Source organism: Streptomyces sp. Tue6028, from assembly GCF_002300165.1.
Lineage (GTDB): Bacteria > Actinomycetota > Actinomycetes > Streptomycetales > Streptomycetaceae > Streptomyces > Streptomyces siamensis.
Genome location: NZ_MLCE01000015.1, coordinates 71,720 through 98,121 on the forward strand (window position 1 = coordinate 71,720; position 26,402 = coordinate 98,121).

The 26,402-nt window shown below is 72.9% G+C and carries 24 protein-coding genes and 1 tRNA gene; 16 read left to right on the top strand and 9 right to left on the bottom strand.

Features of this window, described 5'->3' with window-relative positions; translation table 11 throughout:
- Positions 1-101: 101 nt before the first annotated feature.
- Positions 102-806 carry a response regulator transcription factor gene (locus BKI49_RS13680; RefSeq protein ID WP_179332436.1) on the bottom strand — a complete coding sequence of 235 codons (705 nt, stop codon included), beginning with the start codon at positions 804-806 and terminating at the stop codon, positions 102-104.
- A 111-nt stretch (positions 807-917) separates the two neighbouring features.
- On the opposite strand from BKI49_RS13680, the gene BKI49_RS13685 reads away from it, so the two are divergent.
- On the top strand, positions 918-1,439 hold the full coding sequence (locus BKI49_RS13685) for a hypothetical protein (protein WP_095934538.1): 522 nt from the start codon (positions 918-920) through the stop codon (positions 1,437-1,439).
- 40 nt (positions 1,440-1,479) lie between these two features.
- Here BKI49_RS13685 and BKI49_RS13690 read toward each other — a convergent pair whose 3' ends face one another.
- Together BKI49_RS13690 and BKI49_RS13695 are read right to left on the bottom strand one after the other, a co-directional pair.
- Complete coding sequence (locus BKI49_RS13690; protein WP_095934539.1) at positions 1,480-2,385, bottom strand: spermidine synthase; 906 nt, start codon at positions 2,383-2,385, stop codon at positions 1,480-1,482.
- A gap of 156 nt (positions 2,386-2,541) precedes the next feature.
- On the bottom strand, positions 2,542-2,979 hold the full coding sequence (locus BKI49_RS13695) for a hypothetical protein (protein WP_095934540.1): 438 nt from the start codon (positions 2,977-2,979) through the stop codon (positions 2,542-2,544).
- A gap of 298 nt (positions 2,980-3,277) precedes the next feature.
- On the opposite strand from BKI49_RS13695, the gene BKI49_RS13700 reads away from it, so the two are divergent.
- Positions 3,278-4,837, top strand: a complete 1,560-nt coding sequence (locus BKI49_RS13700; RefSeq protein ID WP_095934541.1) for an NsdA family TPR-like regulatory protein — start codon at positions 3,278-3,280, stop codon at positions 4,835-4,837.
- Positions 4,838-4,863: 26 nt separating this feature from the next.
- Here the strand turns inward: BKI49_RS13700 and BKI49_RS13705 are convergent, their stop codons facing one another.
- Positions 4,864-5,460: a histidine phosphatase family protein gene (locus BKI49_RS13705; protein ID WP_095934542.1), complete on the bottom strand. Its 597-nt coding sequence runs from the start codon at positions 5,458-5,460 to the stop codon at positions 4,864-4,866.
- Positions 5,461-5,709: 249 nt separating this feature from the next.
- Between BKI49_RS13705 and BKI49_RS13710 the strand changes: the two genes are divergently transcribed.
- The 7 genes from BKI49_RS13710 to BKI49_RS13740 all read left to right on the top strand — a co-directional run bounded on the left by BKI49_RS13710 (position 5,710) and on the right by BKI49_RS13740 (position 12,637).
- Positions 5,710-6,711: a phosphatase PAP2 family protein gene (locus BKI49_RS13710; RefSeq protein WP_095934543.1), complete on the top strand. Its 1,002-nt coding sequence runs from the start codon at positions 5,710-5,712 to the stop codon at positions 6,709-6,711.
- Positions 6,662-7,954 carry a hypothetical protein gene (locus BKI49_RS13715; RefSeq protein WP_095934544.1) on the top strand — a complete coding sequence of 431 codons (1,293 nt, stop codon included), beginning with the start codon at positions 6,662-6,664 and terminating at the stop codon, positions 7,952-7,954. The genes BKI49_RS13710 and BKI49_RS13715 overlap by 50 nt, the downstream gene beginning before the upstream one ends.
- On the top strand, positions 7,945-9,651 hold the full coding sequence (locus tag BKI49_RS13720; protein WP_095934545.1) for a hypothetical protein: 1,707 nt from the start codon (positions 7,945-7,947) through the stop codon (positions 9,649-9,651). Before BKI49_RS13715 ends, BKI49_RS13720 begins: the two co-directional genes overlap by 10 nt.
- Complete coding sequence (locus tag BKI49_RS13725) at positions 9,648-10,982, top strand: AAA domain-containing protein (protein WP_095934546.1); 1,335 nt, start codon at positions 9,648-9,650, stop codon at positions 10,980-10,982. Before BKI49_RS13720 ends, BKI49_RS13725 begins: the two co-directional genes overlap by 4 nt.
- A gap of 340 nt (positions 10,983-11,322) precedes the next feature.
- Positions 11,323-11,700 (top strand): hypothetical protein, encoded by a 378-nt coding sequence (locus BKI49_RS13730; RefSeq protein WP_095934547.1) that lies wholly within the window; start codon positions 11,323-11,325, stop codon positions 11,698-11,700.
- Positions 11,701-11,877: 177 nt separating this feature from the next.
- A complete protein-coding gene (locus BKI49_RS13735; protein WP_095934548.1) occupies positions 11,878-12,573 on the top strand; it encodes a bifunctional DNA primase/polymerase in 696 nt (231 codons plus the stop codon).
- A tRNA-Lys gene (locus BKI49_RS13740) sits at positions 12,564-12,637 on the top strand. The genes BKI49_RS13735 and BKI49_RS13740 overlap by 10 nt, the downstream gene beginning before the upstream one ends.
- A gap of 284 nt (positions 12,638-12,921) precedes the next feature.
- On the opposite strand, the gene BKI49_RS35820 is transcribed toward BKI49_RS13740, so the two are convergent.
- The gene (locus tag BKI49_RS35820; protein WP_257004779.1) at positions 12,922-14,574 is read right to left on the bottom strand and encodes a M6 family metalloprotease domain-containing protein; all 1,653 of its coding nucleotides are present in this window, start codon (positions 14,572-14,574) and stop codon (positions 12,922-12,924) included.
- A 493-nt stretch (positions 14,575-15,067) separates the two neighbouring features.
- Between BKI49_RS35820 and BKI49_RS13760 the strand changes: the two genes are divergently transcribed.
- Positions 15,068-17,047, top strand: coding sequence for a putative bifunctional diguanylate cyclase/phosphodiesterase (locus BKI49_RS13760; protein WP_257004780.1), 1,980 nt, complete (start codon positions 15,068-15,070; stop codon positions 17,045-17,047).
- A gap of 11 nt (positions 17,048-17,058) precedes the next feature.
- On the opposite strand, the gene BKI49_RS13765 is transcribed toward BKI49_RS13760, so the two are convergent.
- From BKI49_RS13765 to BKI49_RS13775, 3 genes are all read right to left on the bottom strand, one after another.
- Positions 17,059-18,150, bottom strand: coding sequence for an LLM class flavin-dependent oxidoreductase (locus BKI49_RS13765; protein ID WP_095934551.1), 1,092 nt, complete (start codon positions 18,148-18,150; stop codon positions 17,059-17,061).
- Between the two features lie 173 nt (positions 18,151-18,323).
- Positions 18,324-19,058: a maleate cis-trans isomerase family protein gene (locus BKI49_RS13770; RefSeq protein ID WP_095934552.1), complete on the bottom strand. Its 735-nt coding sequence runs from the start codon at positions 19,056-19,058 to the stop codon at positions 18,324-18,326.
- A complete protein-coding gene (locus tag BKI49_RS13775) occupies positions 19,055-19,834 on the bottom strand; it encodes a maleate cis-trans isomerase family protein (protein WP_179332437.1) in 780 nt (259 codons plus the stop codon). Before BKI49_RS13775 ends, BKI49_RS13770 begins: the two co-directional genes overlap by 4 nt.
- Positions 19,835-20,062: 228 nt before the next feature.
- Between BKI49_RS13775 and BKI49_RS13780 the strand changes: the two genes are divergently transcribed.
- On the top strand, positions 20,063-21,046 hold the full coding sequence (locus BKI49_RS13780) for a D-2-hydroxyacid dehydrogenase (protein ID WP_095934554.1): 984 nt from the start codon (positions 20,063-20,065) through the stop codon (positions 21,044-21,046).
- A gap of 19 nt (positions 21,047-21,065) precedes the next feature.
- A complete protein-coding gene (locus BKI49_RS13785; RefSeq protein ID WP_095934555.1) occupies positions 21,066-22,466 on the top strand; it encodes an amidase in 1,401 nt (466 codons plus the stop codon).
- Positions 22,467-22,565: 99 nt separating this feature from the next.
- Here the strand turns inward: BKI49_RS13785 and BKI49_RS13790 are convergent, their stop codons facing one another.
- Complete coding sequence (locus tag BKI49_RS13790) at positions 22,566-23,060, bottom strand: DUF3830 family protein (protein ID WP_179332438.1); 495 nt, start codon at positions 23,058-23,060, stop codon at positions 22,566-22,568.
- A gap of 106 nt (positions 23,061-23,166) precedes the next feature.
- On the opposite strand from BKI49_RS13790, the gene ehuB reads away from it, so the two are divergent.
- Genes ehuB through ehuA form a run of 4 tightly spaced genes read left to right on the top strand, consistent with a single transcriptional unit; the run spans position 23,167 to position 26,282 of the window.
- Positions 23,167-24,114, top strand: a complete 948-nt coding sequence (gene ehuB / locus BKI49_RS13795; protein ID WP_095934557.1) for an ectoine/hydroxyectoine ABC transporter substrate-binding protein EhuB — start codon at positions 23,167-23,169, stop codon at positions 24,112-24,114.
- Positions 24,111-24,848, top strand: coding sequence for an ectoine/hydroxyectoine ABC transporter permease subunit EhuC (ehuC, locus tag BKI49_RS13800; protein ID WP_095934558.1), 738 nt, complete (start codon positions 24,111-24,113; stop codon positions 24,846-24,848). Before ehuB ends, ehuC begins: the two co-directional genes overlap by 4 nt.
- Positions 24,845-25,495, top strand: coding sequence for an ectoine/hydroxyectoine ABC transporter permease subunit EhuD (ehuD, locus tag BKI49_RS13805; protein ID WP_095934559.1), 651 nt, complete (start codon positions 24,845-24,847; stop codon positions 25,493-25,495). Before ehuC ends, ehuD begins: the two co-directional genes overlap by 4 nt.
- Complete coding sequence (gene ehuA / locus BKI49_RS13810) at positions 25,485-26,282, top strand: ectoine/hydroxyectoine ABC transporter ATP-binding protein EhuA (RefSeq protein ID WP_179332439.1); 798 nt, start codon at positions 25,485-25,487, stop codon at positions 26,280-26,282. Before ehuD ends, ehuA begins: the two co-directional genes overlap by 11 nt.
- Positions 26,283-26,402 lie beyond the last annotated feature (120 nt).

The window sequence follows — 26,402 nt, forward strand, 5'->3', positions numbered from 1 at the left end:
CCCGGTCGCACCTGAACGCGCCGGCTGTGCCTGCCCGTTCGCACCCGGCCGTCCGGCCGGTCGGTGCGGGACGGCGTCCGGCCGTCCGGCACCGGCGCGCCTCATAGCGGCGGCTCCGCTCTCGGTGGCTCCAGCTTCACGCCGACGCCCCGCAGGGTGTGCAGATAGCGCGGCCGGGCCGCCGTCTCGCCCAGTTTCCGCCGCAGCCACGACAGATGGACGTCGATGGTCTGGTCGTCGCCGTAGGCCTGCTGCCACACCTCGGCGAGCAGTTCCTTGCGCGGCACGACCACGCCGGGCCGCCCTGCCAGGAAGGCCAGCAGATCGAACTCGCGGCGGGTGAGGTCCAGTCGGGCGCCGTCCAGCTCGGCCTGGCGCCGCAGCGGATCGATGGCGAGCCCGCCGACCCGGATGACGGTCGACGGCGGCACGTCGCCCGTGCCGGCGCGTGAGCGGCGCAGTACGGCGGCCATCCGCGCGGACAGGTGCTCGACCGAGAACGGCTTGGTCAGATAGTCGTCCGCCCCGTCGTTCAACAGGCGGACGATTTCGCTCTCGTCGTCCCGCGCGGTGGCGATGATCACCGGCACGTCGGTGATTCCGCGCAGCATCTTCAGCGCCTCGGCCCCGTCGAGATCGGGCAGGCCGAGGTCGAGGATGACCACGTCGAAGGAGAAATGGGCGACCTCGCGCAGCGCCTCGAGGGCGGTGCCGACACTGCGCACGGTGTGTGCGGCGTCGGTCAGATGCCGGATGAGGGCCGAGCGCACGAACTGGTCGTCCTCGACCACGAGCACACTTGCCATGGGCGGCACCGTACGCCATCCGGGGGATGCCGGTCCGGCACCTGTGGACAACCCCCGCTGTGACGCGACCCAGAGACACGCGTGGGGCCGGTGGTGCAGTATGGCCGGGAAATGCGCAGAGGACTCGTACACGGACTTGCTTGGTCGCTCGCCACGGGCGCGGCGGTCACGCTGTCGTGGTGGGGTGTCCACACGGTGATGGCGGGGACGGCGTACGACCCTCCGCGCGCCCTGCCCATCACGGCCGGCGACGCGACGACCCAGGAGTCGAAGCCGCTCGCCTCCTCGACCCGGCGGGCCGAGCCGTCGCCGAGCCCGTCGGAGCGGCCGAGCGCGAGCCGGCGCCCCGGCGCCACCGCGTCGCCGTCCCGCTCGGCGACCGCCGGCCCGAACCCCTCGGCCTCCGCCTCCGGCCGGGTCAGGAGCTACGACACCGACGGCGGCCGGGCGGTCTTCGACCTGGGGAAGACGTCCGCGACGCTGGTGTCGGCGACCCCGGGCGCCGGCTGGTCGATGCAGGTGTGGAAGACGGAGGCGTGGATCCGCGTGGAGTTCAGCTCGGGCGCGGACCGGGTGTCGGTGTTCTGCACATGGCACGACGGACCGCCGCGCGTGGAGATCGGCACCTACTGAGCGACCGGGACCGGCCTCCGCGGCGGCAGGATCGTCGGCCCTAGCGGAAGACGGACGGGGGCGGCGCCGGTGAGGCGACCGCCGCCGCGTCCGTGACCGGGGCGGCGCCTCCGGTGAACGCGGTGAGCTGCCTGCCGTGTTCGACCCGTGCGGGGTGCGGGTCGCAGGCCGCGAGCCGGGTCAGTTCGGCGACCGGCAAGGGCCGGGCGGCGGCCACGAGGACGGCGTTCCCGAAGCGCTTGCCGCGCAGCACCGTGGGGTCGGCGACCAGCGCGAGTTCGGGGAAGACGACCCCGACGGTGGCGATCTGGCCGCGGAGGTGGGCGAGTGGGGGCCCGTCGGCGAGGTTCGCGGCGTAGAAGCCGTCGGGCTTCACGACCCGGCGCACCTCCGAGACGAACTCGACGGATGTCAGGTGGGCCGGTGTCCGCGCCCCGCTGAACACGTCCGCGATCACCAGGTCCGCCCACCCGTCGGGCACCTTGGCGAGACCGGCTCGGGCGTCCGCGGAGCGCACCCTGACCCGCGCGTTCGGATCCAACGGCAGCTCGCGGCGGACGAGTTGGACGAGGGCCGCGTCACGCTCGACGACCTGCTGGGTGGAGCGGGGGCGGGTCGCCGCGGTGTAGCGGGCGAGAGTGAGGGCGCCGCCGCCGAGGTGCACGGCGTGCACGGGCTTGCCGGGCGGGGCGACGAGGTCGATGACGTGGCCGAGGCGGCGCTGGTACTCGAAGCTCAGGTACGTGGGGTCGTCGAGGTCGACGTGCGACTGCGGGGCGCCGTCGATCAGCAGCGTCCAGGCACGTGCCCGGTCCCGGTCGGGCAGCAGTTCGGCGAGTCCGCCGTCGACGGGCTCGACGACCGCGTCGGCCGCCCGCTGTCCGCGCCGCGCGCCCCGCCCCGTCTCACGGCCTTCGTCCGACCGCTTGTTCCTCGCCCTTGCCATCAGACCATTATCCGGGGGTACGGGCGGCTCGGCCCACCGGCCGGGGTGCGGGGCCGGGGCGGGGGCCCGAGGTCGGTGCCCGGGGCCACCGGGCGCTGTCCGGAGGTGGCGGCCCGGCTCCGGGAACGGCAGGCGCCACCGGCGGCCTGTCCGGGTTCAGCAGCAGTTGTCCGCGGCCTCGATGAGCCGGGCCGCCTCTCCCAGCGCGGCCCGCAGGACGGCCGGGTCGGTCGCGAGGTCCGCCTCGCCGGGCGGCAGGAGCCAGTCGGAGCCCTCGACCGGGGGCTCGGGGGGCAGGCTGAGTCCGCGGCCGTTGGTCTGTGTGCAGGTGCTGCCGGGCACGTCCCAGGCGTCGGCGGTGCCGGGCGGCACCAGGAAGCCGAGGGTGTCGCAGCCGTCGTCGTGGAGCACGGGGCCGACCGCTTCGCAGGCACCGCGGCGGATGATGTCGACCGCCTCCAGGCCCTGACGCGCGGGAACGGTCACCAGCTCGCACTCGGACGCAGGCTCCGGCGGGGCGCTGCACTCCGGGGACGGCCGGTGCTGCGCGGTCGTCGTCGACGTACGGAAATCGGTGCTCTGCCTGGTCTCCATCCCCGCCTCCAACGGAACCCCTCCTCTTGACGAGTGGGTCGGGAGTTCGGGTGGCTCCCGGTCCGCAGGGTTCAACGCTCCGGGACGTCAACGGCTACGGCGTAACACCGCCGCAAAGGATGGCAGTTCATGGCAGATCGTGGATGAGATATCCGGTTTGTAGCTAAACCCAGCGTGGCGACCCTGTCACAGCAGGTACGTTCTTGCCGCGCCGGAAGCAGGGCACCACTGGTCACGAACCAGTGCAACTCGTCCTTGGTCCGGCATGGTTCGACGGTTCGCAAGAGAGGGCCCGGCCATGGCGTCGTCAGCGGTGACCTCGTCCCAGTCCCCCCGGCCACCGCGGCCGAACCTCGCCTTCAGGCGGTTGCGCGGACAGCGCTCGCCGAGCGAGTTCGCGGCGGCGGTCCGGCGGGCGGCGCGCGAGATCGGGGAGCGGGTCAGCTGCGACGCGCGCTACATCGGGCGCGTCGAGGCGGGCGAGATCCGCTGCCCCAACTACGCGTACGAGCGGGTGTTCCTGCACATGTTCCCCGGCCGCACGCTCACGGACCTGGGCTTCACTCCCCGCTCATGGGTACGCGGGCGCGGGGCGCGGGGCACGGGAGAGGCGCCCTCCTCGCACTCCGCGAGCCTGTCGTACGCCCTGCATGAGACGGAGGAGGCGTACGAGACGTATGAGACTCCGGAAGCGCATCGCGTTCCGGCGCAGCACGCACCGCACCACCCGCACGATCCGCATCACCCGTACGACCCGCATGACAGGCACCACCCGCACCACACGTGCGACCCGTGCGACCCGTACGAGGACCACGATCAGAACCACGAGGAGAGCGACGTGCAACGTCGCGCATTCATGACCGGAGGCACCGCCACCATGGCGGTGGCCTCACTGGGGCCCTTCGCGGGCGCGTTCGGCGGCAGCGCCGCGGCCGCCGAACGGCGCGTCCACCGGGCCGGCACGTCGGAAGCCGGCGCCCTCGAAGAGGCCGTACGCAAGATCCGGCTGCTCGACGACCGCCATGGGGCCGACGGCCTCTACCGGCGCGCGGCGACCCCGCTGCGGACGGCGTACGCGCTGCTCGACGCGGGCACCACACGGCAGTCGATCGCGGAGCGGCTGTACGCGGGCGCTGGTGAACTGGCCATCTCGGTGGGCTGGCTGGCCCACGACTCGGGGCGCTTCGACGACGCCCGCTCGCACTACGCGGAGGCCCTCGCGACCGCCCGGATGTCGGGCGACCCGGGCCTGGAGGCCCATGCCTTCTGCAACACGGCGTTCCTCGCGCGCGACGCCGGGCGCCCGCGTGAGGCCGTGCGTGCCGCACAGGCCGCGCAGCGCGCCGCCCGCCCCCTCGGCTCCCCTCGTCTGCTCTCCCTGCTCGCGCTGCGCGAGGCGGGCGGCTGGGCGGGGCTCGCCGACCGGGCCGGGTGCGAGCAGGCCCTGGCCCGTGCGCAGGCCCTCTTCGAGCGGGGTCCCTCCGAGGCCGACCCCGAGTGGATGACCTTCTACGGAGAGGCCGAACTGGAGGGACTGGAGGCGCAGTGCTGGTCGACGCTGGGCGACTGGCCCCGCGCCGCCCGGCACGCCCGCCGCGCCGCCGAGCTCCAGGACCCGCACTTCACCCGCAACATCGCCCTCTACACGGCGGAACTGGCCGACGACCTCGCGCGCGGCGGCCGCCCCGACGAGGCCGCCCTGGCCGGTCTGCGCGTCCTGGACCTGCTGAACGAGGTCCAGTCCTCCCGCATCCAGACGATGCTCGCGGGAACGGCGCGCGTCCTGCTCCCGCACCGCAGGGCGTCGGGCGTCTCGACGTTCCTGGAGCGCCACGCGAGCCTGCCGCGCCCGGTCTGAGGGACGGCCGACGGCACGAGGTCGCCCTACGCGGACAGGTGCCCGCAGTCGTTCCACACCTCGATCGCGGGCTCTCCGTAGGCCCAGCCGAGCACCGACAGCGACGTCGGGTTGAGGCGGATGCGGGCCGCGAAGTCGAGGGGGAGGCCGAGCCAGCGGGCGCCGATGGAGCGCAGGATGTGGCCGTGGGCGAAGACCAGGACGTCACGGTCCTCGGCACGTGCCCAGGCGACGACCTCGTCCGCGCGCGCGGAGACCTCCTGGAGGGGCTCTCCCCCGGGGACGCCGTCGCGCCAGATGAACCAGCCCGGCCGGACCGCCTGGATGTCCGCCGGGGTCATGCCCTCGTAGGCGCCGTAGTCCCACTCCATGAGCGTGTCCCAGGTGGTCGCGCGGTCCCCGAACCCGGCGAGCTCGCAGGTCTCCCGCGCGCGTGCCAGCGGGCTGGTGCGCACCTCGACCCCGTCGAGGCCGTCGAAGGGCGGACGGTGCAGCCGCTCCCCCAGCAGCTTGGCGCCGCGCCGGCCCTCCTCCAGGAGCGGGATGTCGGTCCTGCCGGTGTGCTTGCCGGACAGCGACCATTCCGTCTGTCCGTGCCGGGCCAGCAGGATGCGCGGTGCCATGGAAGGAGACCTTTCCGGGACGAGTGAGACAGGGAGAACGGGTCACTCGGCGACGAGCGAGGGGGTCACTCCATCATCGCTCACGGGTCCGCGGGGCAACCCGGCGGGCGATCTCCGCGTCTTTGAGGGCCGGGGGCGCCCACCGAGGGCGTTCACATACACCGTAAAATCGCATGCGGCCACCGATCGTCTCCAGACACTGTGCAGACTGTGGGGTCACAGCAGAAGCAGATGGGGGAGGGCGATCGGATGCCGCAGACCGATGCACCGCGTACCGGGACGGCACCACGCGCCCGGTTTCGCAGGTGGACCGACCTGCGCGACGTCTCGGGAGCGCACGCGCGCCTGCGCTGGTGGACCGAACTGCCGCTGATCCTGCTGGTGTACGCGTCGTACTCGGCGGGCCGGCTGCTCGCCCGCGGCGACACCTCCAGCGCGGTCGACCACGGCCTGGAGATCCTGCGCATCGAGAAGGTCCTCCACCTCAACGCCGAGCACCCGCTGAACCGGCTGTTCACCCGCGAGGCCTGGCTCGGCGTCCCGGCCGACTTCTGGTACGCGTCGCTGCACTACCTGGTGACGCCCGTGCTCCTCGTCTGGCTCTTCCGCTCCCGGACCGCGCACTACCGCGCGGCCCGCACCTGGCTGATGACCTCGACCTTCATCGGCCTGATCGGCTTCACGCTGCTGCCGACCTGCCCGCCCCGGCTGCTGTCCGAGGGCCACGGCTTCGTGGACACGATGGCCCAGTACAGCTCGTACGGCTGGTGGGGCGGCGAGGCGAGCGCGCCGCGGGGCCTGGGCGGCATGACCAACCAGTACGCGGCGATGCCGAGCCTGCACGTGGGCTGGGCGCTGTGGTGCGGTGTGATGCTGTGGCGCCACGGCCGCACACCGCTCGCCCGGCTCGCGGGTGTCGCGTATCCGCTGCTCACCACGATCGTCGTGATGGGCACCGCGAACCACTACTTCCTCGACGCCGTCGCCGGTGCCGCGGTGATGGGGGCAGGTCTGCTGCTGACCCCCGTGGTGTTGCGGCTGGCGGACCGGGCGAGGACGCGGCTGGTCGCGCGGTTCCGGCGGTCCGCCACCGCCTCGGGCACCACAGGTTCCTCAATTGTCAGTGCGGGGTGCCAGACTTCCGCGGGTGAGCGAATTCCCCGACAGCGCGAGTCCCGAACCGGGCCGGGAGCCGAACCGGGTGCCTCTCCCACGGACGCGGGGGACGGGGCTCCGGCAGCGGCTCGCTGAGCTGCGCGGCCCGGACGTACCGCCCAAGTCCCTCGACGCGCGCGCCCTCGCGGCGCTCGCCGCGAACCCCGGGTGCGAGCGGCGCGCCCTGCTCGACGGCGCGGGCGTGGACAAGGCGAAGCTGGCCGGCGCGCTGGGGGCGCCGTCCGGCTTCGGGCAGTCGCAGTTCGCCTTCATGCGCGGCAACGCGTTCGAGGCACGGGTCAAGGCCGACGGCGGCGCGGAGCTGCTGCGGCTGGTGCACGAGCGGCTGGACCCGCGCGCCGAGCCTCCCACGGCCGGTGTCGTGCCCGACCTGGGCGCCGTCGGCCCCGAGGGACGCGCCGCCCGGACGGCGCTCGCGCTGCGCGAGGCCACCGGGGCCGGTGTCTGGACGCTGCTCGACCACCCCATGCTCGCCCTCGACGTCGCCGGCTCCCCCGCCTTCCTGGAGCCGGACGCCGTGGTCGTGCACCCCGACGGCCGCTGGACGGTCGTCGAGATCAAGTCCTTCCCGATGCTCGACGGTTCGGCGGACCCGGCGAAGGTGGGCGCCGCCGCCCGGCAGTCCGCCGTGTACGTCCTGGCCCTGGAGGAGGTCGCCGCCCGCCTCGGCACACCGCCGGAGGAGCACGCCGCGGCCGCGCGGGGGGCCGGGGAGCCGGACACGGCCGTCCCTCCCGCGCCGGCCGAGGCACCGGACACGGCCGTCCCGGCCGGGGCGCCCCCTGCGCACGGCGCCCGGACCGGCGCCCCCGAGGTCTCCCACCGGATCCTCCTGGTGTGCCCCAAGGACTTCTCCAACCTGCCGGCCGCCTCCGCCGTCGACATCCGCAAGCAGCGCGCGGTCACCAGGCGCCAGCTCGCCCGCCTCACCCGCGTCGAGGACATCGCCGCCGCCCTGCCCGAGGGCACCTGCTTCTCCCCTGACCTCCCCGCCGCCGAGCTGACGACCGCCGTCGAAGCGGTCCCGGCGGCGTACGCCCCCGAGTGCCTGTCCGCCTGCGACCTGGCCTTCCACTGCCGCGACCGCGCGCTCGCCGAGGGTGCGGTCACATCCCTGGGCCGCTCGCTGCGCTCGGAGCTCGGCGGCCTGACCTCGGTCACGGACGTCCTCGCGGCGGCGCACGGCGAGGCGGGCGACCCGCGCGACCCGGCGGTCGCCATGCTGCGGCGGGCGGCCCGGCTGCGGGCCGAGGCCCTGGACGGCCACCCCGCCGGCGCGGGTGCGTCCGAAGCCCTGGAGGGCGCCGCATGTCGCTGATCGCCACCCTCGCCCGGCTCGAAGCCGTGGAGAGCGGACGGGCCCAGCCCGCCGCCACCGTGCGGCACCGGCACCTCACCGAACGGCCGCTCGTGCTGGTGCCGCTGACCACCGCGGGCGAGGCCGGGGCACCGCTCGGCGCGCTGGTGGGAACCGACCGGGACGCCCCCCGGCTGCTGGTCGTGCCGCAGCCCCGGGACCGGGACCTGCGGTCCGCGTTCCTCGCCGAGCTGGCCGACGTCGTACTCCCGTACATCGACACGTACGCGGACGCCGTCGAGCCGGCCGAGCGCAGCGAGACGGACCCGGAGACCGGCAAGCGCGTCAAGGTCGAGGTCGAACTGTGCGCGGACGCCCCGCAGCTGATCGTCCCGAGCCGGCCGGGCATCGAGTTCGTACGGCTGCTCGGCCGCTCCACCCGCTTCCGGCGCACCGCCGAGCAGGACCCGGAGACGCCCCATCCGGCACCGCCCCGGGTCCCGTTGTTCGGCCGGTGGCTCACGCACTACGCGGAGCGGGCCCGGGTGCCCGGCTCCGCACTGCTGCTCGCCCTCACCGACGTACTGTCCCGGCACTGGGCCACCGGCCAGAGCAGTCTGGAGGACCAGCACCTGGGCGCGCTGCTCGCGTGGATCGACCCGCCCGAGGGGATGCTGGGCGCGGAGGCCGCGCTGCGCGCGGGGACGACGCGCGACGCACGGGGACAGCTCGTCTGCCCGCCCGCCGGACCGGCCACGGACCCCGCCTTCGACAACCAGCTGCTGGCTCCGGCCATCGAGCGCTACGACCGCGCGCGTGCCGCGTTCGCCGCCGCCGAGGACGGTGTCGAGGCGGACGACCGGCTCGGCCTCGTCACCGCCGCCGAGCAGGAGATCCGCGACCTGGTGGCCGACGTCGCCCGTCCCACCTGGGACGCGGTGTGGCGTGGCCTCGACCTGTTGCGCGGGCTGCCCGAGGGCGCGCACGCCGCCGACCGCTGGACCCGCGACCGCTGGTCGTTCACCGGGCACCGCGACCGGGTGTCCGCCGGAGAGCCGCCGCAGCCCCGCCGGGACGACGCGGTCACCGCGGCGAACAAACTCGCGACACGCGAGCGCGAACAGGCCCGCCTGGAAGCCCAGGAGGCCCTGGACGACCCGCTCGTCATGGCCGGCCGCCGGCTCGCCGGAGAGGCCTTCGCGGGCGAGGTCGTCGACGTGGTCATGGCGTACAGCGAGGGCAAGCGGCCCAGTCCGCGCCCGCTGGTGACGGTACGCACGGACGACCGGCCGTATCTGGGGGAACGCGTCAAGGTGTACCGCTCACTGGGCGGTAAGCCGCAGTCCGCGGAGTTCGTCGGCCACGAGACGCTCCCCGGGGCCGGGAAGTCCGCCGGAGCCGACGAGTCCGACCGGACCGCGGAGGCCGACGGCACCGCGCCGTCCGGCGGGGACGTGACGTCCGCCCAGGACCCGGACGGCGGCGACGTCCTCGTGGTGCTGCGCATCGTCGACAAGATGGGCCGCGGCAAGGAGCCCGACGCCGGATCCGTGCCCGAGAAGGGCGACCTCGTGTGCTTCACGCTCTTCGAGCACGAGCAGCGGGGCGGCGCGAAGCTGCCCGACCCGGAGGAGACACCGTGGACGCACGGCGGGCCTCCGGGCGAGCCCGACGCGGTGCCCCTGCCGGATCCGACGACGCCGGAGGACATCCTGTGACCACCGTCTTCGATCCCGGTGCCGCGGCGGCCCGCGCCACCGACGCGATCCTGCACGACACGCTGCACGGCACGCACCGCGGTGTCGTGGTGGACTCCCCGCCCGGTGCCGGGAAGTCCACGCTGGTCGTCCGGGCGGCGCTCGAACTCGCGGCCGCGGGAAGGCCGTTGATGGTCATCGCGCAGACCAACGCCCAGGTCGACGACCTGGTGCTGCGGCTCGCCGAGAAGGACGCCGAGGTGTCCGTCGGCCGTCTGCACAGCAGCGACTCCGACCCGTACGACAAGGCCCTCGACGGCCTGGACAACGTGCGCAAGTCGACGAAGGCCGCCGACCTGGCGGGCCTCGACGTGGTCATCTCCACCGCGGCCAAGTGGGCCCACGTCAAGGGCGTGGAGCCGTGGCGGCACGCGATCGTCGACGAGGCGTACCAGATGCGGTCGGACGCGCTGCTGGCCGTGGCGGGGCTCTTCGAGCGGGCCCTGTTCGTCGGCGACCCGGGCCAGTTGGACCCGTTCGCCATCGTCGGCGCGGAGCAGTGGGCGGGGCTGTCGTACGACCCGTCGGCCTCCGCGGTGACCACGCTGCTCGCCCACAATCCCGAGCTCCCGCAGCACCGTCTGCCGGTGTCCTGGCGGCTGCCCGCGTCCGCGGCACCGCTGGTGTCCGACGCGTTCTACCCGTACACGCCGTTCCGCAGCGGGACGGGACACGAGGACCGGCGGCTCGACTTCGCGGTCGCCTCGGACGGTTCGGGTCCCGACCGGGTCATCGACGAGGCGGCGCGCGCCGGTTGGGGGCTGCTGGAGCTGCCGGCCCGGCACACTCCGCGCACCGACCCCGAGGCGGTGCGGGCCGTGGCACAGGTCGTGCGGCGGCTGCTCGACCGGGGCGGCGCCGCCACCTCGGAGCGGTCCGGGGAGCCGGTGCCGCTGACCGCCGACCGGATCGCGGTCGGCACGGCGCACCGGGACCAGGCCGCGGCCGTGCGGGCCGCACTGACGGATCTCGGCGTCGCCGACGTCACCGTGGACACGGCGAACCGGCTGCAGGGCCGGGAGTTCGACGTGACGGTGGTGCTGCACCCGCTGTCCGGGCGCCCCGACGCGACCGCCTTCCACCTGGAGACGGGACGGTTGTGCGTACTGGCGTCCCGGCACCGGCACGCGTGCATCGTGGTGTGCCGGGAGGGCGTGACGGAGCTGCTGGACGACCATCCGTCGACCGAGCCCGTGCAACTGGGCGTCACGGTGAAGTTTCCGGATGGTTGGGAAGCCAATCACGCGGTGTTGTCGCACCTGGCGGAGCATCGGGTGAGCTGGCGGCCCTGACCGGCCGCGGTACCGGACGCGGGCAGCCGTGGTGCGGGACACGGGCGGCACCGGTGCAGGAAAAGGACGGCACCGGTGCAGGAAACGGGCGAGCGCGCGTGGACGCGGATGACCGACCGGGGCCGACCGGGGACCCGCGCACCCGCCGGGGACGCACGCGGTCCGGTGACCACGCACGATCGCCGGTGACCGCGTACGGCCGTCGGCGACCGCGGCAGCGGACCGGACAGGCCCGTCCACGCTCGGGTCCCGTCGTCCGCGGCCCACTTGCGCGGCCGGGGGACAATGGACGATGGCCCACCCACAAGGCGGGTTCCCAACCGTACGAGGAGGAGAAGACATGGCGGAGCCCACGCCGCGTCGGAACGAACCGCGGCTACGCCCCGCGCCCCTGCTCTTCGAGCCCGCGGAGGCCGCCGGGGATCCGGAGCACTTCTTCGACCTGGAGTCGATCGACGACCCGCGCGCGCTGCTGGACCGCGCCACGGAGCTGACGCAGGCGTTCCGGGCCGCCGCCGACCGCGCCGTCGAGTTCCAGGCGATCGCCGCGGCACAGCTCGCCGACCCGCGCCGCTTCGACCGGCTCACCCCCGCCGCCATCGGCGAACGCGCCGAATGGACCGAGGACTACGCGAAGAAGATGGTCGAGTTCGGCCGCGATCTGCTGCGGGGCGTCGAGGGGAACGGGCACGGACACGGGGTCGTCGACCCTCTGTGAGCCCGTGGCCCGGCCGGGTCGGCCCGCGCGCACGGCGCGGGTCACGCCCCGGCCCGACACGGCCACCCTTCGGCATATGCCAGAGGGGCACGCAAAATACTCCACCCCGCCCCTCCCTGTCCCGGTTTCCGGCAACCCTCGGAGACGGACCGCTCACCGCCGGTAGATGTAGTCGGCATGAGCGGCACTCGGAACCCGGATCTCACCACCGCCCACGCCCCCGGCGGCCCGTCGGCGTCGCCCGGCCGGTCCGACATCTGCGGGGCCACGCCCGAGGGCGCCGCCTGGCTCGCCTCCGCGGGGGCGTATCCGCGCAGCACCCTCGCCCTCTGGGCGGAGCGCCCGCACGCCCCGGTCGTCCTGCCCTGCGGCACCGCCTTCGACGTGGTCAGCGCCCCCGCGATCTTCGGGCGCCGGATGCTCGACCGACTGTGGGAGGAGGGGCCGGGCTCGGGGCCGGTGGCCGCGTACCGGGGGCGGATGATGCTGTTCGCCGCGCCCGGCACGGCGCAACGGCTGCCGTCGCTCTTCGAGTGGGAGGAGTGGGGCTCCCGTGACGCCGGACGCCCGGGGAGCACCGTGCACGCGGGCCGGTGCGGAGCGGTCCCGCCCCTGCTCTGCCACGGCACGGGCGACGCGGTGACCGTGCCCGCACCGACCCCCGACACCTCGGGACCGCACCCCGCCGAGCGGCTGGAATCCCGCTGGCTCGTCGCGCCCGACACCCGCCATCCGTGGCTCCCGGGCCCCGAGATCCTGCTCTGGGCGGCCGTCCGGGCGGCCCGTGCGGCCGCCTCCGCCGCGGTCCGCATATCGATTTTTCCTCCCGCCGATCAGGATGCTAAGGTCTACGACGTCAGCAGGCGCCGCTAGCTCAGTTGGTTAGAGCAGCTGACTCTTAATCAGCGGGTCCGGGGTTCGAGTCCCTGGCGGCGCACGCTCACGATGGCGAGGCAGGATCGCGGAAACGCATCCGGTCTCGCCATCGTCATGTTCGCGCACGACGACCCCGCGGCATTCACCCGAACGGCCGACAGCACATCGTCCCGCCCCTCCGTGCCGCCCGCCCCGCCGGCGCCGGCCACCCGCCCGCGCCGATCGTCCTCCGCCGCGCCCGGCGCAATCCCGCTCGGTCGACGCACTCCCCCAAGCCGACGCGATCCCCCTCGGCAGACGCGTTCCCCCAGCCGACGCGCTCCCCCTCGGTCGGCGCGATCCGGCTCAGCCGGTCGTGATCCGCACCGTCCACGCACCCGAGGGCGTACGGCCCTCGACCTCGACGCGGACGTTCTCGCCCGGCACCGTGAAGCTCTCCCCGAGCCCCACGGGTGCGTCCGCGAGCGGCGGGTACACCGATTCCTCCCAGCAGGACTCGGTGTGCGGGTGCGCGTCGACGACCTCGATGGGGCCGCCGCCCGACGCGGCCCCGCTGTGCACGCGGTAGACGAGCACTCCCTGGGCGCAGGTCGCGCCGTCGTTCCCGCCCGGGGCGCGCACCTCGAAGGCGAGGGCGCTGTCCGGGCCGGTGGGGACCACCGCCAGCTTGGTGCCCCGGCCGGCCCCGAAGTTCCGCCCGTCCGGGAGGCCCGCGCCGGGGGACGGCGCCGCGAAGGCACCGGATCCGGAGGTGTCCGGCCCGGAGGCACCCGAGCCGCTCACACTCGGGAGGGGCGAGCCGCTCGCACCCGGAAGGGGTACGCCCGAGCCGCTCGCACCCGGGAGCGGGGCACCCGAGCCGCTCGCACTCGGCAGGGACGCGCCCGAGCCGCTCGCATCCGGGAGCGGGGCGCCCGAGCCGCTGCCCGGTCCGGAAGCGCCGGGGTCGGAGGCTCCCGCGCGGACGCCCTTGGACGCGGCCGCCATGGAGATGCCCGACCCGGCCGCGAGCGCACCCGCGGCGGCAGCGCCCCTGGCGGCCGACCCCGCAGCGGCAGCACCTCTGGCGGCGGCACCTCTGGCGGCGGCACCGGCAGCCGCGGCCGCACCGGCGCCGGCACCCAGCGCTCCCGCACCGGCACCCGCAGCCACACCCGCGGTGTCCGGTCCTTGCCCCAGCGGCTCCAGCGTCAGCCGGGTACTGCCCGGGCCCTGGACACACGCCACTTGGTGCGGGTCCAGCCAGCCCAGCTTCCACTTGTGCCAGGCGAACAGGTCCGGGGCGAGCCCGAACTGGCTGCCCATGAGGTCCCAGTCACCGACATAGGTGTCCCAGTCGCTCTTGCCGTCGGAGGGCCGGTGATAGAGGTCGGGCAGGTCGAAGACGTGGCCCGTCTCGTGGGCGAGGACGAGCCGGTCCGGCGGGTGCTTCTCGAAGACCGTGACGACCCGGTGGATGTCCTTGCCGTCGGCGTGCAGGGGTGTGTCGAGGTTCACGACCTTCGTGGCGTCCGAGTCGACGCCCGGCGCGTCCGGGTCGGCGACGAAGTAGACGATGTCGTAGCGCGAGAAGTCGACCTGCTTGTCGGCCGCGGCGAGTGCGTCGCGCAGATAGGCGGCGCGGTCCTCCGGGTCCCAGTCGCGCTGTATGGCGTACGACGTGGAGGGGTGCGGCATCCGGATCCAGCGGGGCTGCGGGTGCGCGCGCAGGGTGAACCTGCCGTACGAGGCACGCTCGAAGAAGTCGCTGGTGGCCGGGAAATGGTCGGCGGCCAGTTCGGCGGGGGTGGTGAGCGGACGCGCGTCCGGGAAGGACAGGAAGACCATCACCGCGTCGAGCGGGTGAGTGGGGCGCACGTAGGCGGAGTTCCAGGTGTCCACGCCTTCGGAGTGGTGCGCGTCGGTCCGCTCCAGCGCGCACGGGGCCGAGTGGGGTTCGGCCAGGGCGGGTCCCGGCACCAGCGAGGTCGCGGCGAGCGCCGTCATCGAGGTGAACACGGCCGCGGTGCTGCGCCAGCGTGGCGCCCCGTCACGAGCGAGGCCCCGCAATGCCTCGCGGGTGAAACCCCGACGGACCTCGCGGCTGAAACCGCGACGGGTCTCCCGGGCGAGACCCCGCAGGGGGAGCGGACGCAGCACGTGGACCTCCGGATGCGGATTCGGGGATACCGCACCCAGCCTGGGCGAGTTCGCCATACTTCGCCCTGTTTGTCTGCACCAGAAGGGTGAGGGCCATCCGGGGCCGACACCCCGAGCACTCACGCAACGTCACATGCGGTCTGCGCAAGGAAGGAACCCGTTCAGATGCAGGCAGAAACGATCTGTCAGAACGGGTGGTTGTTCCGGGACACTGGACAGTGGCTGCGATGCCCCGAGGCCAGCCTCTATGATCGGCACTTTCCTGCACGGACACGGCTTGTGCGGCCGTCCCTCACCGGTCGACCGCCCCGAGAGACCCATACGAAGAACGAGTGCACTGCGGGAGCGAGCGGTGAGCGGAACCTCCGAAGGGCAGGCGCCCGCGGCAGACCTCGTCCGGCCGGCCGTCACAGAGCGTCACATCGAGTCATCTCCTCGTGCGTCGGCCGAGGCGCATCACGGCACGTCCCGATCCTCTGCCTCCCCTCCGGGCACATCCGTCGCACCTGGGGTCCCTGACGCCTCGTACGTCCCGGGCGAGCCCCTCCCCGGTGCGGCCGCCGCACCCGACGGAACGTCACCCCGCACCCATCAGGCCGCGTTCGCCGCGGCCCCCCTCGCCATGGCCGTCGTCGACCGCGAGGGGCTCGTCGTCACCGCCAACGCGTCGCTGAGCACGCTGCTGGGCGCCAGGGCCGGGACGCTCCCCGGCAAGAACGCCGCCGACCTGGTCGACCTGGCGTCCGACGCCCGCACCTGGCACGCGTACCGCGAGGTGCTGCGCGGACGCCAGGCACGGCTGCGTTTCACCCGCCGTCTCAAGCATCCCGACGGCCACTCCCTCTGGGTCCAGGTCACGGTCGCTCCGCTGTCGCCCCAGGAGCCCGCGGTCCTGCTGTCCGTCACCGACATCAGCGCCCGGCGTGAACTCCAGGCCCGTCTGCGCCACTTGCAGATGCACGACCCGGTGACCCGGCTGCCGAACCGCGCGCTGTTCTTCGAGCGTCTGTCGGCCGCGCTGGAGGCGGAGGCGTACGAGGAGGGCGGCACCGGCCGGATCGGGCTCTGCTATCTGGACCTCGACGGGTTCAAGGCGGTCAACGACACACTCGGCCACCGGGTCGGGGACCGGCTGCTCGCGGCCGTCGCCGAACGGCTGACGCGCTGCGCCGACGAGGCGGGGTACACGAGAGCGGCCACTCCCCTGGTGGCCAGACTGGGCGGCGACGAATTCGCGCTGCTCGTCGAGGACTCCACGGGGACCGACCAGGTGGCGGACCTCGCCGAATCCGTCCTCAAGGCGCTCCAGGCCCCCTTCGACCTCTCCGGCCAGCGGCTGTCGCTGTCCGCGTCGATCGGGGTGGTCGAGCGGCGCGCCACCGGCACGACCGCGACCGGTCTGATGCAGGCCGCCGACACGACGCTGTACTGGGCGAAGGCCGACGGCAAGGGCCGCTGGACCCTGTTCGACCCGGAGCGCAACGCCCACCGCATGACCCGCCAGGCCCTCTCCTCCACCCTGCGCGCGGCCGTGGACCGGGGTGAATTCGCCCTGGAGTACCAGCCGTTGGTGGGCATGGAGGACGGCGGAGTGCGCGGGGTCGAGGCGCTCGTCCGCTGGCACCACCCGCAGTTCGGCACGCTGACGCCGAATCGGTTCATCGGACTGGCGGAGGAGGACGGCTCGATCGTGCAGCTCGGCCGCTGGGTGCTCGCCACGGCGTGCCGGCAGGCCCGCCGCTGGCAGCTGGACCACCCGGACGCGCCGCCGATCTTCGTCAGCGTCAACGTCGCGGTCCGACAGGTGTGGGACTCCGACCTGGTCGCGGACGTGGCGGAGATCCTCGCGGAGACCGGCCTCGCGCCGCACCTGCTCCAGCTGGAGCTCACCGAGTCCGCGGTGATGGGCTCGGCGGGCCGCCCGCTGCAGGCGCTCCAGTCGCTCAGCGACATGGGCGTCCGCATCGCCATCGACGACTTCGGCACGGGCTACTCGAACCTGGCCTACCTCAGTCGTCTGCCGGTGTCCGTGCTGAAGCTGGACGGCTCGTTCGTCCGCGGCTTCCAGTACGAGGCCCCCGACGGCGGTGCCCAGGGCGGCGAAGGCTCGGCCGCGCAGGCGGGCGCGGCCGACGAGGTCATCGTCGAGGCCCTCATCCAGCTGGCCCACCGGCTCGGCCTGACGGTCACCGCCGAGTGCGTGGAGACCGCCTCGCAGGCCTCCCGGCTGCGCGGGATCGGATGCGACACCGGCCAGGGGTGGCTGTACTCGCGGCCGGTGGCGCCGGATCGTATCTCCGCACTGCTGACCAAGGCCTGCGCGCAGGCCTGAGGCCGCCGGGTTCAGGCCTTCGGCAGGCCGTAGGCGTCCGCGATCAGCTCGTACGAGCGCAGCCGCAGGTCGCCGCTGTGGGCGTGGCTCGTGATCATCAGCTCGTCGGCGCCGGTGCGCTTCTGGAGGTCGTCCAGACCCGACCGCACCTCGTCCGCCGTGCCGTGGACGACGTTGACGTTCCAGGAGTCGATGAACTCCCGCTCCATCGGGCTGTAGTCGTACGCCTCCGCCTCCTCGGGCGTCGGGACCAGACCCGGACGGCCGGTGCGCAGACGGACCATGTTCAGGGCCGCGGCCATGACCTGGCGGCGGGCCTCCCGCTCGTCGTCCGCGGCGAGGGCGGAGACGCCGATGAGGGCGTACGGGGCGTCGAGGACGGCGCTCGGCCGGAAGGACTCGCGGTACAGGTCCAGGGCCGGGATCGTGTTCTGCGCCGAGAAGTGGTGGGCGAAGGCGAACGGCAGGCCCAGGACGCCGGCGAGGCGGGCGCTGAAGCCGGAGGAGCCCAGCAGCCAGATCGGCGGGCGGTGCGGGGACTGGACGCCGCCCGGGGAGGTCGACTGGACGGGGCCGGGGACCGCGTGGATACGGGTGTAGGGGTGGCCGTCCGGGAAGTCGTCGTCGAGGAAGCGGGTGAGTTCCGCGAGCTGCTGGGGGAAGTCGTCGGCGCCCTCGTCGAGGCGGTCGGCGCGGCGCAGGGCCGCCGCCGTGGCGCCGTCCGTGCCGGGGGCACGGCCCAGGCCCAGGTCCACCCGGCCCGGCGCCAGCGCCTCCAGGGTGCCGAACTGCTCCGCGATCACCAGGGGAGCGTGGTTGGGGAGCATCACTCCGCCCGACCCGAGGCGGATGCGGGTGGTGTGGGCGGCCAGGTGGGCGAGGATCACCGCGGGCGAGGAGGAGGCCACGCCGGGCATCGAGTGGTGCTCGGCGACCCAGTAGCGGTGGAAGCCGCGGGACTCCGCGAGGCGCGAGAGGGCGACGCTGGTCCGCAGCGCGTCCGTCGCGGTGCGGCCGGCGCCGACCGTGACCAGGTCCAGTACGGACAGGGGTACGGGTGCGCTGCCGAGCGCGGTGCCTCGGGTCTCGTCCGTCTCGTCCACCGGGGTGCCTCCTGCTTTCGCTTGCGTACGACGCGTGGTTCGCGGAGTACGAACAGGAGGGTGTCTCCGTTTATTCCCGGTGTCAGGCCGCGGCCCGGCGCCGGGAGCCGCTCACGGAGCCCTTCCCCGGTGCCGGACGGGCCGGGTCCTGGCCCGTCCGGCACTCGCAGGCCCTACGGCATCTGCACGATGGGCTCCCTCGTGAAGAGCGTGCCGAGGTCGGGGGCGTTGACCCGGCGGTCCGCCAGGCGGAGCGCCTCCCACACGGTCACCTGGTTGGCGGTGAGGACCGGCTTGCCCAGGGCTTCCTCCAGGGCGGGGATGTGCGAGGCGGTGTGCAGGGCCGTGTCCGGCAGCAGGACGGCCTCCGCGTCCGGGTGATCGGCCGCGCGGGCCATCGCGAGGACCTGGTCGGGCCCCCAGGTGCCGACCTCCGCGGCCGTGACGATCCCCGAGCCGCGCACACCGACGACCTCCACCCCCGCGTCCTTCAGGAACGTGGCGAAGAGCGCGGCCACGTCGTCGGGGTAGGTCGCCCCGACCGCGACGCGGTGGGCGCCGACCTCCCCCACGGCGTGCGCGAAGCCGAAGGACGTGGAGGAGGCGGGCAGACCCGCCGCCCGGGCGAGGGCGCGGACCTGGTCGTGGGCGCCCTGCCAGCCGTACACGAAGCTGGCACTGGTGCAGGCCCACACCACCGCTTCGGCACCGGACAGGCGCAGCTCCTCGACGCCCGCCGCGAGCCTGGCCTCCGAGCCCATCTCCAGGAGCGCGTCGACGCGGTGGGCGTCCTCCCCGATGTCCGTGTGGACCAGGGCCAAGCGGATGTCGCTGCCGAGCAGCTGCTCCATGCGCGGGTAGTCGTCCTCGGCCGAATGACCGGGGTAGAGGAATCCGAGTGCGGTCATGCCCAACCTTCCTGTTCTTCCGGCAGTACCGGTCCCCCACGGGCGGACTGGTCCATCAGCCGCTGATAAGGGCCCACCGCCCGGGTACCCAGCTGGCGCAGCGCCGCCCACATCGTCACCTGGTTGGCCGAGATCACCGGGATGCGCAGTTCGGCCTCCAATTGGGGGATGACGTCGTACGTCGGAAGGTTGGTGCAGCTGATGAAGAGGGCGTCGGCGGCGGTGCGCGCCGCGTACCGGGCCATCGTCACCACGTCGCGGTACGGCACCTTCCAGATGTGCCGCGTCAGGCCCAGCGAGGACCGCCCGGTGACGCTGATGCCGGCTTCGGCCAGGTACTCCTCCAGGGACTGGGTGACCGAGACGGTGTACGGGGTGACCAGGGCGATCCGCCGGGCGCCGAGCTCCTGCAGCGCGTCGAGGAGGGCACCGGAGGTGGTGAGCGAGGGGACCGCGCCCGCCCGCGTCATCGCCTCGCACATGGCGCGTTCGCCCGCGACGCCGCCGACGAAGCTGCCGGAGGTGCAGGCGTACGCGACGACCTCGGGCGCGACGGCGTTCAGCGCGCGCACCGCGTCGCCGAGCGTCTCGTGCTCGGAGACCAGCCGGGCCAGGTCGAGACTCACCTCGACCGGCACGAACGGGGTACGCGTCAGATGCAGGGAGACGTCGTCGGGCACCCATCGCCACAGCTCACGGTCGAGAGCGAAGTCGAAGGGCGCGACGACGCCGATGCCGCGCTGTTCGCGGGGACCGCCGAGAAAGGAGACATCCATCGCAGTCACCGGCCTCACGAAGGGAAACGGGTGGACAACGGACCGGAGGTGGGCCCGTGTTGACGAAGGTAGGTTCGGGTGCGAGCGTGGTCAATCCGCGCATCTCAGACGGCCCCGAGCGCACGTCCGACCGCATGATCCGCCGGGGAATCCCGCCTCCGGCGCCCCGGAGAACCGCCTCACACCTTCCCAGGAAAGCGGACCCGCGTTGCGAAACGGTTTCACCCGATGAACAGCTTCACGTCACCTCACGGGCCCGGCCCGCAGCCCCCGGTCCGGCTGCTCGTCCTGGACGCCGAGCCGCCGCCCCGGCTCGGCAGACTCACCGGCCGGGTGCAGATCGAGCACGCCGACGCGACCACACTGGCCGAGCGGCTGCCGTACGCGGACGTACTGCTGGTGTGGGACTTCACCTCGGACGCCGTACGCCGTGCCTGGCCGGGCGAGGGGCCGCGGCCGCGCTGGGTGCACACGGCGAGCGCGGGCGTGGATCATCTGATGTGTCCCGAGCTCACCGACTCGGACACGGTGGTGACCAACGCGCGCGGTGTCTTCGACCAGCCGATCGCGGAGTACGTCGCCGCGCTGGTGCTCGCCATGGCGAAGGACCTGCCGCACACCTGGGACCTCCAGCGGCAGCGGGAGTGGCGGCACCGCGAGTCGCAGCGGGTGGCCGGCACCCGCGCCTGTGTGGTCGGCTCCGGCCCGATCGGGCGGGCGATCGTCCGCACGCTCAAGGCGCTCGACATCACGACGGCGCTGGTGGGGCGGACCCCGCGCACCGGGATCCACGGCCCCGGGGAGCTGGACCGGCTGATGGCGCGCGCCGACTGGGTGGTGTCCGCGGCGCCGCTGACGGAGGACACGTACGGGATGTTCGACGCGCGGCGGTTCGGCATGATGCAGCCCTCCGCCCGCTTCATCAACATCGGACGAGGTCAGCTGGTGGTCGAGGAGGCGCTCGCCGAGGCGCTGTCGAAGCGGTGGATCGCGGGCGCGGCCCTCGATGTCTTCGAACACGAACCGCTCGGCCCGGAGAGCCCGTTGTGGCAGGTCCCGGGACTGATCGTGTCGCCGCACATGAGCGGGGACACAGTGGGCTGGCGGGACGAACTGGGTATGCAGTTCGTGGAGTTGTACGAGAGGTGGGCGGCGGGCAAATCGCTCCAGAACGTCGTCGACAAGAAGCGCGGGTACGTGCCGGGACACTGAACTCCCTTTGGAGGGGCCGATGTCGGAACTCACCGAGCTGACCGCGGTACAACTCGTCGACGGCTACCGCAAGGGCGAATTCAGCCCCGTGGAGGCGACGCGGGCGGTCCTGGAGCGGGCCGAACACGTCCAGCCCGCCGTGAACGCGTTCGTACGGCTGGACGCCGAGGAGGCTCTGGCCCGGGCCGGTGAGTCGGAGGGGCGCTGGCGGCGCGGCGAGCCGACGGGCCTGCTCGACGGTGTCCCCGTCACCGTGAAGGACATCCTGCTGCAGCGCGGGCATCCCACACTGCGCGGATCGAGGACCGTCGCCCCGGGGGGCCGCTGGGAGGAGGACGCGCCGTCGGTGGCCCGGCTGCGCGAGCACGGCGCGGTCCTCGTGGGCAAGACGACCACGCCCGAGTTCGGCTGGAAGGGCGTCACGGACTCGCCGCTGTCCGGGGTGACCCGCAATCCGTACGACGTCTCGCGCACCGCGGGCGGCTCCAGCGGGGGCAGCGCGGCGGCCGTGGCGCTCCACGCGGGCCCGCTGTCCCTGGGCACGGACGGCGGCGGCAGCGTCCGCATCCCGGCCGCGCTCTGCGGGATCTTCGGTCTGAAGCCGACGTACGGAAGGGTGCCGCTGTATCCCGCGAGCGCCTTCGGGACGCTGTCGCACGTCGGTCCGATGACGCGGGACGCCGCCGACGCGGCGCTGCTGCTGGACGTGATCAGCGGTCCGGACGCCCGGGACTGGTCCGCGCTCGGGCCGGCGGCCGGCTCCTTCGTGGACGCGCTGGAGGGCGGGGTGCGGGGGCTGCGGGTCGCGTACTCGCCCTCGCTCGGCGGTCAGGTCGCGGTCCGGCCCGCTGTCGCGGCGGCGGTGCGGGGGGCGGTGGAGCGGCTGGCGGGTCTCGGCGCGTACGTCGCCGAGGACGACCCCGACTTCACCGATCCGGTGGACGCCTTCCACACGCTCTGGTTCAGCGGGGCCGCCCGCGTGACCCAGCGGCTGGGGCCCCACCAGCGGGAGTTGCTCGACCCCGGCCTGCGCGAGATCTGCGCGCTCGGCGCCCGGTTCGGCGCACTGGACTACCTCGCCGCGGTGGACGTCCGCATGGAGCTGGGCCGGCGCATGGGCCGGTTCCACCAGTCCTACGACGTCCTGGTCACGCCGACGCTGCCGCTGACGGCCTTCGAGGCGGGCGCGGAGGTGCCCGCGCGCTCCGGTCACCGGCGCTGGACGGGCTGGACCCCGTTCACGTACCCGTTCAACATGACGCAGCAGCCCGCGGCGACCGTCCCCGTCGGGGTGGACGGGGACGGCCTGCCGGTGGGTCTGCAGATCGTGGCGGCGCGGCACCGTGACGACCTCGTCCTGCGGACGGCGCAGGCGCTGTACGAGGCGGGCGTCGCCGGGGTGGCTCCCCCGGCGCTCTGACCCCCGGCCGGGGACGCCCGCCGGTGCGCCGGCGCCGCACCGGGGGCGCTCCCCCGGCACTTCGGCGCCCGGCCGGCCGCGACCGCCGCGCCGGGACGGTCACGCCCGGCGGAACCGGAGCGCCTCGCCCTGCGCGCCGGTGCGCCACAGGTCGTTGCAGGCCTCGGCCATCGCGTCGAGGCCCTCGACCACCTGGCCCCAGACGATCCCCGGCACCCAGCCGACGTCCCCGTTCAGGAGCAGGTTGTTGCGCTCGTAGAACAGGGCCAGGTCCACCACCGTCGTCCCGGCGCGGACCTCACGGTCGTATCCGTAGGCCTGCGTGCCCAGTTCCGCGCCCGCGAAGGAGAAATAACAGAGGTCTCCCGGAATAGGGGTAACTGTCGGATTTTCCAGGGGTGGCTCCGATTTCGCGAAAGGCAGGAAAAGGGCGTAGATCTCATTGCGTGCGTATTTCGCGTGGTAGACGTCTCCGCTCAGTGGAAGCGCGTCCCACACCGCCGCGCAGGTGATCGGCGCCCGGTCGTCGAGCAGTTTCGCCGTGCAGTCGACTCCCCTTTTGACCAGGGAGACTTCGATGTAGCGATCAGCCATGCATTCCATGGTCCCGCGGGAGTCAAGAGGGCCTCGGACATTCGGCGGCGTGTACGGGCGCAAATTGATCCGCATGGATCGCATGGCATCGGGTAGCCGCGCGGCCATGGCTCCACCACTTGGCAAGGACGGTTATGGTGCGGAGAAACGAGGCCCGTTCAGGGCCCCCGGCGAAGGCCCGAGCCGGCGGTCGCTGCTCGCGGGTGTCTCCGCGCTCGGTGCCGTCGGCGCGCTGGGCGCCGCCGGTTGCAGCCGGGTCGCCACGGCGTCCGGCACGGACGGTGGTGATCTCCTCGACCGGCTGAAGGCGCAGGGCGTCGTACGGCTGGGTATCGCGGGCGAGATCCCCTTCGGTTACATCGACAGGAACGGCGAGCTGACCGGCGAGGCGCCGCAGCTCGCGAAAGCCGTCTTCAAGCGGCTCGGAATCGACCGCGTCCAGCCGGTCCCCACCGAGTTCGGCTCGCTCATCCCCGGACTCAACTCGCAGCAGTTCGACGTCGTGTCGGCCGGGATGTACATCAACCCCGAGCGCTGCGAACAGGTCATCTTCGCCGACCCGGACTACCAGATGCTCGACGCGTTCATCGTGCGCAAGGGCAATCCCATGGACCTGCACGACTACAAGGACGTCGTGGCGAAGAAGGCGAAGTTCGCGACCGGCACGGGCTACGCCGAGATCCAGTACGCGGTGGAGGCCGGGTACAAGGAGAGCGACATCCTGATCGTGCCCGACCAGGTCGCCGGGCTGAACGCCGTCGAGGCGGGGCGGGCCGACGTCTTCGCGGGGACCGCGCTGACCACGCGTGAGGTGGTCAAGAAGTCCAGCAAGGCGGAGAGCACCAAACCCTTCGCGCCCCTGGTCAAGGGCAAGCCGCACGTCGACGGCGGCGGCTTCGCCTTCCGGTCGAGCGAGACGCGGCTGCGGGACGCCTTCAACGTGGAGCTGCGGAAGATGAAGGCGAGCGGCGAACTGTTCCGCATCCTCCAGCCGTTCGGATTCACCAAGGCGGAGATGACCGACATGACCGCGAAGGAGCTCTGCCGCGGATGACATCGGGACTCTGGGAACTCGTACTCAAAGGCATATGGGTCACCGTCCAGCTGCTGTTCTTCAGCGCTCTGCTGGCCGGCGCCGTCTCCTTCGTGGTCGGGATGGCGCGCACCTCGCGGCTGTGGATCGTCCGCTTCCTCGCGGGCTTCTACACCGAGGTGTTCCGCGGCACCTCCGCGCTGATCATGATCTTCTGGGTGTACTTCGTGCTGCCGCTCGCCTTCGGCTGGCAGCTCGTCCCGATGTGGGCGGGCACGCTGGCGCTGGGGCTGACGTACGGCGCGTACGGCTCGGAGATCGTGCGCGGCGCGCTGAACGCGGTCGATCCGGCACAGCGTGAGGGCGGTATCGCGCTCAGCTTCACGCCCTGGCAGCGGATGCGGCTGATCCTGCTGCCGCAGGCGGTGCCCGAGATGATCCCCTCCTTCTGCAACCTGCTGATCGAGCTGCTCAAGGGCACGGCGCTGGTCTCCATCATGGGGATGGGCGATCTGACCTTCAGCGCCAACCTGGTGCGGCTGGCGCTCCAGCAGAGCGCGGAGATCTACACGTACGTGCTGCTCATCTACTTCGTCATCGCCTTCCTGCTCACCCGGGTCATGCGCGGTCTGGAGAAGCGGCTGAAGGCCGGCATAGGCAAGGAACCGGAGCGCGGCGCGTCCCAGCGTGAGCTGCGCCGGGCGGAGAGCACCGGCGTGGGCGCCGGTGCGGGCGCGGCGGGAGGTGGCGCATGAACTGGGACTGGAGCGCGGTCGGTGACTTCATGCCGCACTTCTGGGACGGCCTGCTGGTCACCCTGCAGGCGCTGGCGCTCGGCTCGCTGATCGCTTTCGCCCTCGGTCTGGTGTGGGCGCTGCTGATGCGGACGCCGACGCGGTGGGTGCGCTGGCCGGTCGGTGTCGTCACCGAGTTCGTCAGGAACACCCCGCTGCTGGTGCAGCTGTTCTTCCTCTTCTACGTGCTGCCCGAGTGGAACATCACGTTCTCCGCGCTGACCACGGGTGTCGTCGCGATCGGGCTGCACTACTCGACGTACACGATGCAGGTCTACCGGGCCGGCATCGAGGGCGTGCCCGTCGGCCAGTGGGAAGCGGCCACGGCGCTCAGCCTGCCCGTGCGGCGCACCTGGACCGCGGTGATCCTGCCGCAGGCGATCCGCCGCGTGGTGCCCGCGCTCGGCAACTACGTCATCGCGATGCTGAAGGACACCCCGATGCTGATGACGATCACCGTGCTGGAGATGCTCGGCGAGGCGCGGCTGTACTCGCAGCAGCACTTCCAGTTCACCGAGCCCCTCACGGTCATCGGCGTGGCCTTCATCCTCATTTCCTATCCGGCTTCCCTGCTTCTGCGAGCCCTGGAGCGACGTCTTGTCCGCTGACACCAATCCCGTACCCGCGAACGAACTGAACGCCAATCCGCCGGTGGACGGTGCCGAGCTGATCCGCTTCGAGAAGGTCACCAAGCGCTTCGGCGACAACACCGTCCTCGACGAACTGGACTTCCGCGTCGACTCCGGGAAGCACGTCACCCTGATCGGCCCGTCCGGCTCCGGCAAGACGACGATCCTGCGTCTGCTGATGACGCTGGCCAAGCCGGACGCGGGCACGATCACGGTCGCCGGGGACCGGCTCTTCCCGGCGGGCGAGAAGGAGGTCCGGGAGGTCCGCAAGAAGATCGGGATGGTCTTCCAGCAGTTCAACCTGTTCCCGAACATGAGCGTCCTCAGGAACGTCACCGAGGCGCCCGTCACCGTCCTCGGGATGTCCAAGGACGAGGCCGAGGCGCGGGCCCGTGAACTGCTCGACCTGGTGGGGCTCGCGGACAAGTGCGACGAGCGTCCGAGCCGGCTGTCCGGCGGCCAGCAGCAGCGCGTCGCGATCGCGCGGGCGCTGGCGATGCGGCCGCAGGTGCTGCTGCTGGACGAGGTGACGTCCGCGCTCGACCCCGAGCTGGTCGCCGGTGTCCTCGACGTCCTCCGTGACATCGCCCGCACCACCGACATCACGATGCTCTGTGTGACCCACGAGATGAATTTCGCCCGGGACATCTCGGACCAGGTCCTGATGTTCGATTCCGGCCACGTCATCGAGTCCGGTCCGCCGGAGAAGATCTTCAGCGATCCGGAGCAGGACCGCACCCGGGAATTCCTCAGCGCGGTTCTTTGACTACCGGGAGTGAACGAGGGGCGGGCGGGGAGCGCGCGGGGCAAGGCCCGAGGTACGACAGTCGGGTCATGCCCCGCGTGCCGTGACCGGGGCATATGCCAGAGTGTCGCGTCGCTGCTG

What these genes read in the sequence shown, in the direction of transcription:
- BKI49_RS13690 (WP_095934539.1), bottom strand. Translation starts at nt 2,385, where the DNA reads ATGGCAAGGGCGAGGAACAAGCGGTCGGACGAAGGCCGTGAGACGGGG.
- BKI49_RS13730 (WP_095934547.1), top strand. Translation starts at nt 11,323, where the DNA reads ATGGCGGAGCCCACGCCGCGTCGGAACGAACCGCGGCTACGCCCCGCG.
- BKI49_RS13685 (WP_095934538.1), top strand. Translation starts at nt 918, where the DNA reads ATGCGCAGAGGACTCGTACACGGACTTGCTTGGTCGCTCGCCACGGGC.
- BKI49_RS13785 (WP_095934555.1), top strand. Translation starts at nt 21,066, where the DNA reads ATGTCGGAACTCACCGAGCTGACCGCGGTACAACTCGTCGACGGCTAC.
- BKI49_RS13695 (WP_095934540.1), bottom strand. Translation starts at nt 2,979, where the DNA reads ATGGAGACCAGGCAGAGCACCGATTTCCGTACGTCGACGACGACCGCG.
- ehuD (WP_095934559.1), top strand. Translation starts at nt 24,845, where the DNA reads ATGAACTGGGACTGGAGCGCGGTCGGTGACTTCATGCCGCACTTCTGG.
- BKI49_RS13700 (WP_095934541.1), top strand. Translation starts at nt 3,278, where the DNA reads ATGGCGTCGTCAGCGGTGACCTCGTCCCAGTCCCCCCGGCCACCGCGG.
- BKI49_RS13720 (WP_095934545.1), top strand. Translation starts at nt 7,945, where the DNA reads ATGTCGCTGATCGCCACCCTCGCCCGGCTCGAAGCCGTGGAGAGCGGA.
- BKI49_RS13775 (WP_179332437.1), bottom strand. Translation starts at nt 19,834, where the DNA reads ATGGATGTCTCCTTTCTCGGCGGTCCCCGCGAACAGCGCGGCATCGGC.
- BKI49_RS13680 (WP_179332436.1), bottom strand. Translation starts at nt 806, where the DNA reads ATGGCAAGTGTGCTCGTGGTCGAGGACGACCAGTTCGTGCGCTCGGCC.
- ehuB (WP_095934557.1), top strand. Translation starts at nt 23,167, where the DNA reads ATGGCTCCACCACTTGGCAAGGACGGTTATGGTGCGGAGAAACGAGGC.
- BKI49_RS13735 (WP_095934548.1), top strand. Translation starts at nt 11,878, where the DNA reads ATGAGCGGCACTCGGAACCCGGATCTCACCACCGCCCACGCCCCCGGC.
- BKI49_RS13780 (WP_095934554.1), top strand. Translation starts at nt 20,063, where the DNA reads ATGAACAGCTTCACGTCACCTCACGGGCCCGGCCCGCAGCCCCCGGTC.
- BKI49_RS13710 (WP_095934543.1), top strand. Translation starts at nt 5,710, where the DNA reads ATGCCGCAGACCGATGCACCGCGTACCGGGACGGCACCACGCGCCCGG.
- ehuC (WP_095934558.1), top strand. Translation starts at nt 24,111, where the DNA reads ATGACATCGGGACTCTGGGAACTCGTACTCAAAGGCATATGGGTCACC.
- BKI49_RS13705 (WP_095934542.1), bottom strand. Translation starts at nt 5,460, where the DNA reads ATGGCACCGCGCATCCTGCTGGCCCGGCACGGACAGACGGAATGGTCG.
- BKI49_RS13770 (WP_095934552.1), bottom strand. Translation starts at nt 19,058, where the DNA reads ATGACCGCACTCGGATTCCTCTACCCCGGTCATTCGGCCGAGGACGAC.
- BKI49_RS13790 (WP_179332438.1), bottom strand. Translation starts at nt 23,060, where the DNA reads ATGGCTGATCGCTACATCGAAGTCTCCCTGGTCAAAAGGGGAGTCGAC.